Below are 12,645 nucleotides of genomic sequence, written 5' to 3' on the forward strand. Positions count from 1 at the left end.
CGGGCCGTCATCTGGCGGCGAGGCCGCGCCGCCGTGAAGCCACGCTGCCTGAACGGCGCGCGGCGCGGCCGATCAATCTCGACGCAGGATCGCGATCCCGCGGCCGGCAAAAAAACGGTCGAAGACATCCAGCGGCACACAGGCATCGGCCTGCGCGCCCGGCTCGCCGGAAGGATTGTGGAAAGTCACGTGCTCCGGCGTGGCCCGCGTCACCAGCACCAGGTGGCCGCCCCGGGCGGGCGGTTCACGATCCGGCCATCGGATCCACGGATGAACCGATGCCATGAAATAGGCGGCGCGGCTCATCATTGCCGGCAGCGCCTCTCCCCGCAGGTCCACGCACACCTCGGCTTCGAGCCCGAACTCCTCGGCCACGAAGCGCACGAACGGCGCGTAGATCAGCCCTTTGATGCGCCCCTCGCCGTCCTCGGTGTAGGCGCCGTGGGGCATGCCGCGACGCGCCAGTTCCAGGGTCGGATGTACCTGCCCGGTGGTGGCGGCCAGCACCATCTTCAAGCAGGCCATGCCGCAGACATGGCTGGCCCAGCGGGCATATTCCGCCACGTCCCGCGCGCCGGAGGCGCGCCAGGAAGGATCGTCCTCCAGCCGCAGTTCCTTGCGTATGATGGCGCCGGCCAGATGGGCCGATTCCCATTGGCAGAAATACGGCACCGCCCGCCGTTCGGCTGACCGCGACACGTCCATGAATCGCTCCGGCAAAAAGTGGATGGCGGTGTTGCGCAAGCAGGGGCCGCCGGCATCCCGCCATCTTGCCCGCCGAGGCCCCGCGTGGCAACCCAGCCCGCTTTGCTTCACAATGGACCTTCCTTGGACACCTTCCGGAGCCTCGCATGACCGACACGTCCCCCTCCCCCGCCATACGCCGCGTCGCCATTGTCGGCGCGGGCACCATCGGCGCCAGCTGGGCCGCGCTGTTCCTGGCGTATGGACTCGAAGTCGTGGTCTGCGATCCCGCCGCCGACGCGGAACCCCTGACGCGCGCGCGCGTCGCCGCCGCCTGGCCGGTGCTGACCGAGCTCGGCCGCGTGGCCGCCGGCGCCAGCCCCGAGGCGCTGCGTTTCGATGCCGACCTGGCCGGCGCGTTGCGCGGCGTGGACTTCGTCCAGGAAAACGGTCCTGAACGCGAAGACTTCAAGACCGACCTGTTCGCGCGCATGGACGCGCTGCTGCCGCCCGAAGTGATCGTCGCCTCCAGCTCCTCCGGACTCATCATGAGCCGCCTGCAGGCACGCTGCCAACATGCGGCGCGCTTCGTCATCGGCCATCCGTTCAACCCGCCTCACCTGATCCCGCTGGTCGAGGTGGTGGGCGGCAAGCAGACCTCCGAAGCGACGGTCGAGCGTTGCATCGCTTTCTACCGCCAGCTGGGCAAGCATCCGATCCGCGTCAACAAGGAAGTCCCGGGCCATATCGCCAACCGCCTCCAGGCCGCGCTGTGGCGCGAGGCGATCCACCTGGCCGCCGACAATGTCGCCAGCGTCGCCGATATCGACGCCGCGGTGTCGCAAGGCCCGGGACTGCGCTGGGCCCTGTTCGGCCCGCACATGACCTTCAACCTCGGAGGCGGCGCCGGCGGCATGGCACATTTCATGGACCACCTGCTCGGCCCCATCCAGACCTGGTGGGACGACCTGGGAACGCCCGAGGTCACGCCTGAGCTGCGGCGCCGCCTGATCGAAGGCGTCAACGCCGAAGCCGGCCAGCGCGACATCGCCGACCTGGTGCGGGATCGCGACGCGCAGCTGACGGCGCTGCTGAAGGTCCTGCAGCGCTGATCCGGCCCGGCGGCGCCAGCCGGCGGCCCGCCGCTGTTATGCTGTCCTTTGCCCGGGACGCCACGCCGCCCGCTCTTTCACACGCAGGGATTCCCATGCTTTCCGTCATCCACGACACCGCCCATTCCCGCTACACCGCCACCGTCGACGGCGTGCTGTGCGTACTGGACTACCACCTGCGTGATGGCGTGATGACCATCACGCACACCGGCGTGCCCAGCCAGGTGGGTGGACGCGGCATCGCCGCCGAGCTCACCCGCGTCGCCCTCGACACAGCCCGCGCGCAAGGCTGGAAAGTCCGTCCGCAGTGTTCCTATGCCGACGTCTACATGCGCCGCCACCCCGAATACAACGACCTGCTGGCCTGAGCCCTGCCGTGACCGCGCCTGATTCCACCGCCTGTCCCTGTGGCACCGGCAAAACCTACACCGCCTGCTGCGGCCGCTGGCACCAGGGCCCCCAAGCCTTGCAGGCTCCCACCGCGCAAGACTTGATGCGTTCGCGTTACAGCGCCTTCGTGCTGGACAAGCTCGACTACCTGCTCGAAACCTGGCATCCCACGACCCGCCCGGCCTCGCTCGAACCCAATCCGCCCGCGATGAAGTGGCTCGGCCTGGCCATCAAGCAGGCCCGCGACCAGGATGCCGATCACGCCACCGTCGAATTCGTGGCCCGCAGCCGCCTGGCCGGACGCGCCAGCCGCATGCATGAGGTCAGCCGCTTCGTGCGTGAAGCCGGGCGCTGGTATTACCTGGATGGCGACCTAAGCTGAAGCCCGCCGTTGCGGCGGCATCTGCACGTCCTGGCCTACCGCCTGCGCCAGCACCGTCACCAGGTTCTTCAGCGCCGCATCGGCCGCGGCGCCCGCTCCTCCCACGATCGCCAACTCCGTCCGAGGCGCTGGCGCCAAACCCGACTCCGGCCCCAACACACCATGCTCGGGCAGACACGCGAAAGCCGGCAGCAGCGAAATCCCCAGCCCCGCCGCCACCGCGGCCTGCACGCCAGCCAGGCTCTGGCTGTGATACGCGACGCGCCACGACCGACCGGCGCTTTCCAGCGCATAGATCATGCGCTTGCGATAGATGCAGCCGTGCGGAAACAACACCAACGGCAGCGGCTCCACGCCCTGCAGCAAACGCTCATCCCCGACCCACGCCAGTTGCTCGGGCCACGCCGCCAGGCAAGGGCCTTCGCCGGGCTCCCGCTTGATCAGGGCCAGATCCAGTTCCCCGGCACCGAGCCGGGCTTTCAGCTCCATGCTCATGCCACTGCCGGTCTCCAGGCGGATATCCGGATGGCTCACGGCAAACCCCGCCAGCAGCGCCGTCAGTCGCGCCACATCGAAGTCCTCGGGAATGCCCAGCCGGATCGCCCGCGTGCGACGCGGCGTCGCCAGCGCCAGTTCCGCCTCGTCCGCCATCGCCAGCAGTTTGCGCGCGTAGGCCAGCATCAGCTCGCCATCGTCGGTGGCCTGCACCTGGTTGCCGGCGCGATCGCGCAGCAACAGGGTCCTGCCCACGGTCTGCTCCAGCTTGCGTACCTGCTGACTCACGGTCGATTGTGTGCGGTGCACGCGACCGGCGGCCCGTGTGAAGCTGCCTTCATCGACCACGCAGACCAGGGTGCGGAGCAATTCGAGATCGAGCATGAGATATCCGTTTGAGAAGCCTCGGGGTCCCGGTTTCCGCGAACCTCGCCGAGGGGCCAAGCGTTTTCGCGTTCGTTTTCACCTGCCAGGAATGATATTTGAAATATCACTGAAAGCAGTTTTATTATTAATTTTACAACTTACCTGAGCAATCCTAAGCTGGCACCCGTCTTCAACGATCTTCAAGGAAACGCCATGCCCCTGGATCACCTCCCGCGCCCGCAATGGCTCACTTTCGACTGCTACGGCACCCTGATCCAATGGGATGAAGGCCTGCAAGCCGCCGTGGCCCGCATTCTGGCCGCCAATCAGGGGGCACAGCGCGCCCCGACGCCCGCGCGGTTCCTGCGTATCTACGACGAGCACGAACATCGGTTGGAGCGCACCCCGCCCCATCGGCGTTTCGCCGACATCACGCGCGAAGCGCTGCGGCTGACCATGCACGATCTTGGGCTCGCATATCGCCCGCAGGATGCCGCGCTGCTCACCGACAGTATTTCGGCCATGCCGCCATTTCCCGAAGTCGTCGACACGCTTGCGCTGCTCAAGCGCGCTGGCTTCCGCCTCTGCATCATCTCCAATACCGACGATGCCATCATCGCCGGCAATGTGGCGCAATTGGGCGGTCACGTCGACCGCGTCGTCACCGCCGAACAGGCGGGCGCCTACAAGCCGTCGCGCCGCATCTTTGCCCACGCCCATGACAGCCTCGGCGTCACCCCGGACGAAGTCGTGCACATTTGCGCCAGTCCCCACCTGGACCATGCCGCCGCGCGCGACATCGGCTTTCGCTGCGTGTGGATCGACCGCGGTACCGGCCGCCAGCCCTTGCCGGACTACCGTCCCGACGCTACCGTATCGACTCTGGACCAAGTACCCGGGCTGTTGCGCCAGGCCGGCTGGATGTAGGGAATCGGGCGGGCGCATATCACCGCCCGTTCCGGTCCGGCATCCCGGCCGGCTCGACGCCGCCGCTCGGCACTCTCGCTCACGACGCCATCCTGGCGATTTCCAACTTCAATCGGGCAGCCAATGAACCACGATCCTCATTTCGCCAACGCGCTGTTCCACGCCGAGCACGTCAGCGCCCTGCGCGATGACCTTGCGCTGGCGCTGCGCGCCGCCGCCGCCCACGGGCTCGGCGAAGGCGTCTGCAACCATTTCAGCGTGGCGCTACCGGGAGACTCCGACCATTTCCTGCTGAACCCGCGCGGCCTGATGTGGCATGAGGTCCAGGCTGCCGATATCGTGCTGGTCGATGCCGAGGGTCGCAAGCTGGCGGGACGCCACGAAGTCGAACCCACGGCCATGTTCATCCACGCCGCAATCCATCGCATCGCCGGCAAGGCCTGTGTATTGCATACCCACATGCCCTACGCCACCGCATTGACGCTCACCAGCACCCGCGCCCTCGACACCACGCTCTCGCAGAATGCGATGCGCTTCCATGGCCGCATCGCGGTCGATGACGAATACAACGGCCTGGCGTTGGACGCCAGCGAAGGCGAACGCATTGCCCGCGCCATGCAGGGCGCCGACATCGCCTTCCTCGGCAATCACGGTGTGGTGGTCTGCGGCGAGCGGCTCGACTACGCCTACGACGATCTCTTCTTCCTCGAACGCGCCTGTACCGCGCAAGTGCTTGCCGAATCCACCGGCCGCACCTTGGCCCCGATGGATCCTCTGATCGCCGGCAAGGTGGCCGCGCAAATACAGAGCGAACGCCTGCAGTCGGAACTGTTCTTCGCCGCATTGCGGCGCCAGTTGCCGGACGCCGCGCAGCGTCAGCCCGGCTGAACTTCCTTCTTCCCCGGGGAGGCCGGCACCTGCCTGGCTCCCGCCCGCGGCGCCAGATCGTAGTAGCCGGAAAGCAACCGCCAATGAAAAAACCCCGCAGGCGTCAGCCTGCGGGGTTTTCTTCTTGAATAACTGCCTGATACTGACCTACTTTCACAGACGTCCGTCCACTATCATCGGCGCGAAGGCGTTTCACTGTCCTGTTCGGGATGGGAAGGAGTGGTACCACCTTGCTATGGGTATCAGGCTTGACCTGCCGAGCATCCCGCCTCGATGGCGAGCGCTCCAATCCTGGGTACTGCATGGCCAGCTTTGTTCACGACGATCAGAGCCGGGCTCGATAATCGTGGCGCGCGCATGAACGGGCTTTTCATAAAAACAAAACCCCACAGGCGCGAGCCTATGGGGTTTTGAGCAATAAAAGCCTGACGATGACCTACTTTCACAGACGTCCGTCCACTATCATCGGCGCAAAGGCGTTTCACTGTCCTGTTCGGGATGGGAAGGAGTGGTACCACCTTGCTATGGTCGTCAGGCGTAACGGGTTGAGAGATTGTCTTTGAGGGACAACCGCTCCAATCTTGGAAGAAGCGCAACGTGTGGGGATCAGAGAGTGTCTCGATGATCCCGCACAGTGGGTGTAATTGGTGTTGGCTGGCTGCTGACGGGGCAGCCAGATTTTGTATTGAACGACACTTGGAACGCTATACCACCAGGTCATAACCATCAGTGTTATAGGATCAAGCCTCACGAGCAATTAGTATCGGTTAGCTTAACGCATTACTGCGCTTCCACACCCGACCTATCAACGTCCTGGTCTCGAACGACTCTTCAGGGGGATCAAGTCCCCGGGATACCTAATCTTCAGACGAGTTTCCCGCTTAGATGCCTTCAGCGGTTATCTCTTCCGTACTTAGCTACCCGGCAATGCCATTGGCATGACAACCGGTACACCAGAGGTACGTCCACTCCGGTCCTCTCGTACTAGGAGCAGGCTCCGTCAAGTATCCAACGCCCACGGCAGATAGGGACCAAACTGTCTCACGACGTTTTAAACCCAGCTCACGTACCTCTTTAAATGGCGAACAGCCATACCCTTGGGACCGGCTACAGCCCCAGGATGAGATGAGCCGACATCGAGGTGCCAAACACCGCCGTCGATATGAACTCTTGGGCGGTATCAGCCTGTTATCCCCAGAGTACCTTTTATCCGTTGAGCGATGGCCCTTCCATTCAGAACCACCGGATCACTATGTCCTGCTTTCGCACCTGTTCGACTTGTCAGTCTCACAGTCAAGCACGCTTATGCCATTGCACTATCAGCACGATTTCCGACCGTACCTAGCGTACCTTCGAACTCCTCCGTTACACTTTGGGAGGAGACCGCCCCAGTCAAACTGCCCACCATGCACTGTCCCCGATCCGGATAACGGACCAAGGTTAGAACCGCAAACAAACCAGGGTGGTATTTCAAGGATGGCTCCACGTGATCTAGCGACCACGCTTCAAAGCCTCCCACCTATCCTACACAGGCCGGTTCACAGTCCAATGCAAAGCTACAGTAAAGGTTCATGGGGTCTTTCCGTCTAGCCGCGGGTAGATTGCATCATCACAAACACTTCAACTTCGCTGAGTCTCAGGAGGAGACAGTGTGGCCATCGTTACGCCATTCGTGCAGGTCGGAACTTACCCGACAAGGAATTTCGCTACCTTAGGACCGTTATAGTTACGGCCGCCGTTTACCGGGGCTTCGATCAAGAGCTTGCACCCCATCACTTAACCTTCCGGCACCGGGCAGGCGTCACACCCTATACGTCGACTTTCGTCTTTGCAGAGTGCTGTGTTTTTAATAAACAGTCGCAGCCACCGATTCTCTGCGACCCCATCATGCTAAGCGCGCAGGCGCTTCACACTACCGGGGTATACCTTCTCCCGAAGTTACGGTATCAATTTGCCGAGTTCCTTCTCCTGAGTTCTCTCAAGCGCCTTGGAATATTCATCCCGTCCACCTGTGTCGGTTTGCGGTACGGTCTCGTACAGCTGAAGCTTAGAGGCTTTTCTTGGAACCACTTCCAATCACTTCGCAAGCAATGCTCGCTCGTGCCATACCCTTGATTTACGCGCCCGGATTTGCCTAAGCGCCATCTTCGATATGTCAACAGGGACATCCAACACCCTGATGATCTTCCGCGATCCGTCCCCCCATCGCACTGTACGACGGTGCTGGAATATTAACCAGCTTCCCATCAGCTACGCATCTCTGCCTCGCCTTAGGGGCCGACTCACCCTGCGCCGATGAACGTTGCGCAGGAAACCTTGGACTTACGGCGAGGGGGCTTTTCACCCCCTTTATCGCTACTCATGTCAGCATTCGCACTTCTGATACCTCCAGCAGCCTTTACAAGCCACCTTCGCAGGCTTACAGAACGCTCTCCTACCGCGTGTACAAAGTACACACCCGCAGCTTCGGTTTATCGCTTAGCCCCGTTACATCTTCCGCGCAGGACGACTCGATCAGTGAGCTATTACGCTTTCTTTAAAGGATGGCTGCTTCTAAGCCAACCTCCTGACTGTCTATGCCTTCCCACTTCGTTTCCCACTTAGCGATAATTTGGGACCTTAGCTGGCGGTCTGGGTTGTTTCCCTCTTGAGTCCGGACGTTAGCACCCGGTGCTCTGTCTCCCAAGCTGTACTTGCGGGTATTCGGAGTTTGCCATAGTTTGGTAAGTCGCCATGACCCCCTAGCTATAACAGTGCTCTACCCCCCGCAGTAATACTTGAGGCACTACCTAAATAGTTTTCGGAGAGAACCAGCTATTTCCAGATTTGTTTAGCCTTTCACCCCTATCCACAGCTCATCCCCTAATTTTTCAACATTAGTGGGTTCGGTCCTCCAGCACGTGTTACCGTGCCTTCAACCTGGCCATGGATAGATCATCTGGTTTCGGGTCTACACCCAGCGACTGAATCGCCCTATTCGGACTCGCTTTCGCTACGGCTTCCCTATTCGGTTAACCTTGCCACTGAATGTAAGTCGCTGACCCATTATACAAAAGGTACGCAGTCACCCCACAAGGAGGCTCCTACTGTTTGTATGCATACGGTTTCAGGATCTATTTCACTCCCCTTCCGGGGTTCTTTTCGCCTTTCCCTCACGGTACTGGTTCACTATCGGTCGATCACGAGTATTTAGCCTTGGAGGATGGTCCCCCCATCTTCAAACAGGATTTCACGTGTCCCGCCCTACTTTTCTCACGCTTAGTTCCACACACAAAATTTCGTCTACAGGGCTATCACCTGCTACGGCCGGACTTTCCATTCCGTTCGACTATCTTGCATGCTAAAACGTGAAGGCTCTTCCGATTTCGCTCGCCACTACTTTCGGAATCTCGGTTGATTTCTTTTCCTCGAGCTACTGAGATGTTTCAGTTCACCCGGTTCGCTTCCACTGACCTATGTATTCAGTCAGGGATACTCCTTACGGAGTGGGTTTCCCCATTCGGATATCTGCGGATCAAAGCTTGTTTGCCAGCTCCCCGCAGCTTTTCGCAGGCTACTACGTCCTTCATCGCCTGTGATCGCCAAGGCATCCACCATATGCACTTAGTCGCTTGATCCTATAACGCTGTAGGCTATAGGACCTGAGTATTAGCGTTTGTGCCGTTCATAAGTTTCAAAGCAGTCTGAGGTTATTCACCCCAGTCTTGAGAACTTGGAACAAAATTAATGCAATCACAACCCGTACCCATCTTCATCAGCAAGCTGATTACTCGATGAGCACATTTCGTTGTGCTTCTTCCAGATTGTTAAAGAACGAATATAGCTGTTGAGTAAAACCCAACTCATAAGACCGGGCAGATATTATCCGCACGACACTATGAGTTAGCCTCTACATCCCACCAGGCACAGGTCTTGGTGGAGGTGAACGGGATCGAACCGATGACATCCTGCTTGCAAAGCAGGCGCTCTCCCAGCTGAGCTACACCCCCATATCCACGGCATCTCTACCTGCGAATACTTGGTGGGTCTGGTTGGATTCGAACCAACGACCCCCGCCTTATCAAGACGGTGCTCTAACCGACTGAGCTACAGACCCAAAACCTTCTCGGATCAGTAGTCAGAAGTCATGGACACAGGGAGGAGTCCCTCTACCCAAGCCCACAACCGATCCCAGCTATATCAAACAACCGATAAGAGTGGACGCTTAACACGAGCACTAAGCTCTGAAAGGAGGTGATCCAGCCGCACCTTCCGATACGGCTACCTTGTTACGACTTCACCCCAGTCATGAATCCTACCGTGGTAATCGCCCCCCTTGCGGTTAGGCTAACTACTTCTGGTAAAACCCACTCCCATGGTGTGACGGGCGGTGTGTACAAGACCCGGGAACGTATTCACCGCGACATGCTGATCCGCGATTACTAGCGATTCCGACTTCACGCAGTCGAGTTGCAGACTGCGATCCGGACTACGATCGGGTTTCTGGGATTGGCTCCCCCTCGCGGGTTGGCGACCCTCTGTCCCGACCATTGTATGACGTGTGAAGCCCTACCCATAAGGGCCATGAGGACTTGACGTCATCCCCACCTTCCTCCGGTTTGTCACCGGCAGTCTCATTAGAGTGCCCTTTCGTAGCAACTAATGACAAGGGTTGCGCTCGTTGCGGGACTTAACCCAACATCTCACGACACGAGCTGACGACAGCCATGCAGCACCTGTGTTCCGGTTCTCTTGCGAGCACTGCCAAATCTCTTCGGCATTCCAGACATGTCAAGGGTAGGTAAGGTTTTTCGCGTTGCATCGAATTAATCCACATCATCCACCGCTTGTGCGGGTCCCCGTCAATTCCTTTGAGTTTTAATCTTGCGACCGTACTCCCCAGGCGGTCAACTTCACGCGTTAGCTGCGCTACCAAGGCCCGAAGGCCCCAACAGCTAGTTGACATCGTTTAGGGCGTGGACTACCAGGGTATCTAATCCTGTTTGCTCCCCACGCTTTCGTGCATGAGCGTCAGTGTTATCCCAGGAGGCTGCCTTCGCCATCGGTGTTCCTCCGCATATCTACGCATTTCACTGCTACACGCGGAATTCCACCTCCCTCTGACACACTCTAGCCCGGTAGTTAAAAATGCAGTTCCAAAGTTAAGCTCTGGGATTTCACATCTTTCTTTCCGAACCGCCTGCGCACGCTTTACGCCCAGTAATTCCGATTAACGCTTGCACCCTACGTATTACCGCGGCTGCTGGCACGTAGTTAGCCGGTGCTTATTCTGCAGGTACCGTCAGTTTCGCGAGGTATTAACCCGCGACGTTTCTTTCCTGCCAAAAGTGCTTTACAACCCGAAGGCCTTCATCGCACACGCGGGATGGCTGGATCAGGGTTTCCCCCATTGTCCAAAATTCCCCACTGCTGCCTCCCGTAGGAGTCTGGGCCGTGTCTCAGTCCCAGTGTGGCTGGTCGTCCTCTCAAACCAGCTACGGATCGTCGCCTTGGTGAGCCGTTACCCCACCAACTAGCTAATCCGATATCGGCCGCTCCAATAGTGCAAGGTCTTGCGATCCCCTGCTTTCCCCCGTAGGGCGTATGCGGTATTAGCTACGCTTTCGCGTAGTTATCCCCCGCTACTGGGCACGTTCCGATACATTACTCACCCGTTCGCCACTCGCCACCAGACCGAAGTCCGTGCTGCCGTTCGACTTGCATGTGTAAGGCATCCCGCTAGCGTTCAATCTGAGCCAGGATCAAACTCTTCAGTTTAATCTCTGTATTTGTTTCGTATTTCTTAGTTCCGAAGAACCGAGTCATACGTCGCTACTCAAAGGAAGTGAGGTATGTGCTTAGACTTGACATCTAAGGTACTTCACTTCTAGTGAGCACTTGATTTCATTGTGCTTGTGAAAGGGTTTAAAACCCAGTCACTGTGCACCCGCATCAAGCGCCCACACTTATCGGTTGTTTAATTGTTAAAGAGCGGTACTGCCAAATTCTGTACTACCAAACTACTTACTGCATCTTCCGCTTTCTTTGGCGATTTCGCTTTCGCGTCGATCGCTGTGTCAGCAGCAGAGAAACGAGATTATGAAGAAGTTTTTATCGCTTGTCAAGTCAGCGCCGCTTGCTTCACTTCGCTGCCTTGCCTACGACCTCTTCAGGTCTCACCAGGCTCGCACCCGGCTTTCTCTTTAGCAGCTATCGAAATATCAGGGTTAACCCTAAGTTTTCGGTAACTGCCAAGCCTGAAACTATAACACAACTTTTGCAGATTATGCAACCGGCTTTTGCCTAACTTGCATCCTATCTTGCAACCCCGCCGTTTCGTGAATCGCTTCACTTCGCAGTAGCCCCGAATCGCTTCGGAGGTTGGTTACCGCTCCAGCCGGCTTGCAACGCTGACCAGACTACCCTACCGGGTAAACCCTGATTCGCTGTCACCAGCCAAGCCCAAGACTATAGCACAATTTTTGCAGATCGTGCAACTGGCTTCTGCCTGATTCGCACCATCCTATGCAAAACTCGCCGACCGCCGGTTCGAGAGAATCATCGCTGACTCACCGCCTTGCTGCCCTGCGGCAGATCCGCTTGCCGTAGCACTTCGGATCCGTTGCACTTGCCTGGCCCCGCCGCTCAACAAAACCGCTTGAACTGCGAAGGAGCGAGACTATAGCACAGAATTTCGGCCTGTCACGCCAGGATGACAGGCATTTTGCAGAAAGATGATGTTTGATGGAGCAACACGGCCTTTGAACGGCCGCAGCGCCGTTGACGAACCACCCTTCCCCCTGGGGGCCTACGCCGTTGCGAGGCGCCTGGTGGCGACAGGCGACAGCGCAACCTGCCACATATAGATAGAGGCGTGGCACTGGGAGAGTGGAGAGGCGGCGCACGCTCCCCCTCTCCCTATATATATAAGAGGTCCTTGGATGGAGGCCTCCGTCGCCCCGGGCAGGCAGGCGCCTCGCCATCGCTCGGCCGCCCCAGGGCCAATGGCAGCATTACAAGCAGGCCCAGGCGGACGCCGCCCCGCCTGCTCGCCGCCATGGACCACCGCGGCCGCTACCAACGCAAGGCGTCGATGCGGGTGATCCGCTTGAGCGATTCCTCGACCGAACTCTGGTTCACCAGCCACTCCGGCGCGCCGACGTCCCTGAGCAAATGGGGATCCATATTCTCGGCGAGGTTGCGCAGCGTTCTTTCCCTCCGCCATTCCCGGTACGCGCGCCAGAGGCGGGAGACGAGGCCGGCCGGTAGCGCTGCGTCGGCACTTGGCGGGACGGCTATCGCCGGCGCGGACATCACGGATTCGGAGCGGACCGGCGGGGACGATTCTGGCGTCGGCAGCCGCTTCGGCTCGATGCCAAAGGGGCCGGTGGGTTGGATGCAGGTTTCGGCAGACATGGGCAG

8 protein-coding genes, 2 tRNA genes and 4 rRNA genes are annotated in these 12,645 nt (G+C 59.6%); 5 read left to right on the forward strand and 9 right to left on the reverse strand.

Translation table 11 applies throughout. The features are described 5' to 3' along the window. Window positions 1-72 precede the first annotated feature (72 nt). Window positions 73-705, reverse strand: coding sequence for a hypothetical protein (locus AT699_RS23240; RefSeq protein WP_024070015.1), 633 nt, complete (start codon window positions 703-705; stop codon window positions 73-75). Between the two features lie 146 nt (window positions 706-851). Here AT699_RS23240 and AT699_RS23245 point away from each other — a divergent pair, with 146 nt between their 5' ends. The 3 genes from AT699_RS23245 to AT699_RS23255 all read left to right on the forward strand — a co-directional run bounded on the left by AT699_RS23245 (window position 852) and on the right by AT699_RS23255 (window position 2,568). After that, the gene (locus AT699_RS23245) at window positions 852-1,796 is read left to right on the forward strand and encodes a 3-hydroxyacyl-CoA dehydrogenase NAD-binding domain-containing protein (protein WP_024070016.1); all 945 of its coding nucleotides are present in this window, start codon (window positions 852-854) and stop codon (window positions 1,794-1,796) included. 95 nt (window positions 1,797-1,891) lie between these two features. Continuing rightward, window positions 1,892-2,164, forward strand: a complete 273-nt coding sequence (locus AT699_RS23250; RefSeq protein WP_006385666.1) for a GNAT family N-acetyltransferase — start codon at window positions 1,892-1,894, stop codon at window positions 2,162-2,164. Between the two features lie 8 nt (window positions 2,165-2,172). After that, window positions 2,173-2,568, forward strand: a complete 396-nt coding sequence (locus AT699_RS23255) for a YchJ family protein (RefSeq protein WP_006385667.1) — start codon at window positions 2,173-2,175, stop codon at window positions 2,566-2,568. On the opposite strand, the gene AT699_RS23260 is transcribed toward AT699_RS23255, so the two are convergent. Next, window positions 2,560-3,447, reverse strand: coding sequence for a LysR substrate-binding domain-containing protein (locus AT699_RS23260; protein ID WP_024070017.1), 888 nt, complete (start codon window positions 3,445-3,447; stop codon window positions 2,560-2,562). The genes AT699_RS23255 and AT699_RS23260 overlap by 9 nt on opposite strands. A gap of 195 nt (window positions 3,448-3,642) precedes the next feature. On the opposite strand from AT699_RS23260, the gene AT699_RS23265 reads away from it, so the two are divergent. Both AT699_RS23265 and AT699_RS23270 read left to right on the forward strand, forming a co-directional pair. Continuing rightward, complete coding sequence (locus AT699_RS23265; protein ID WP_024070018.1) at window positions 3,643-4,356, forward strand: haloacid dehalogenase type II; 714 nt, start codon at window positions 3,643-3,645, stop codon at window positions 4,354-4,356. Window positions 4,357-4,479: 123 nt separating this feature from the next. Next, entirely contained in the window at window positions 4,480-5,244 is a 765-nt protein-coding gene (locus AT699_RS23270; RefSeq protein WP_024070019.1) for an aldolase, read from the forward strand. A 134-nt stretch (window positions 5,245-5,378) separates the two neighbouring features. On the opposite strand, the gene rrf (AT699_RS23275) is transcribed toward AT699_RS23270, so the two are convergent. The 7 genes from rrf (AT699_RS23275) to AT699_RS23305 all read right to left on the reverse strand — a co-directional run bounded on the left by rrf (AT699_RS23275) (window position 5,379) and on the right by AT699_RS23305 (window position 12,639). Beyond that, window positions 5,379-5,491 (reverse strand): 5S ribosomal RNA (gene rrf, locus AT699_RS23275). A gap of 176 nt (window positions 5,492-5,667) precedes the next feature. Next, window positions 5,668-5,780, reverse strand: a 5S ribosomal RNA gene (gene rrf, locus AT699_RS23280). Window positions 5,781-5,980: 200 nt separating this feature from the next. Then, window positions 5,981-8,861: ribosomal RNA gene (locus AT699_RS23285) — 23S ribosomal RNA — on the reverse strand. 296 nt (window positions 8,862-9,157) lie between these two features. Beyond that, window positions 9,158-9,233: transfer RNA gene (locus AT699_RS23290), tRNA-Ala, on the reverse strand. A 30-nt stretch (window positions 9,234-9,263) separates the two neighbouring features. Continuing rightward, window positions 9,264-9,340 (reverse strand) — tRNA-Ile (locus AT699_RS23295). A 130-nt stretch (window positions 9,341-9,470) separates the two neighbouring features. Beyond that, window positions 9,471-11,001, reverse strand: a 16S ribosomal RNA gene (locus tag AT699_RS23300). The 16S, 23S and 5S rRNA genes sit together here with 2 tRNA genes alongside, the layout of an rRNA operon. A gap of 1,296 nt (window positions 11,002-12,297) precedes the next feature. Next, window positions 12,298-12,639, reverse strand: coding sequence for a DUF1127 domain-containing protein (locus AT699_RS23305; RefSeq protein WP_232254270.1), 342 nt, complete (start codon window positions 12,637-12,639; stop codon window positions 12,298-12,300). Window positions 12,640-12,645 lie beyond the last annotated feature (6 nt).

The sequence above is a fragment of the Achromobacter xylosoxidans genome (assembly GCF_001457475.1).
GTDB lineage: Bacteria > Pseudomonadota > Gammaproteobacteria > Burkholderiales > Burkholderiaceae_B > Achromobacter > Achromobacter xylosoxidans.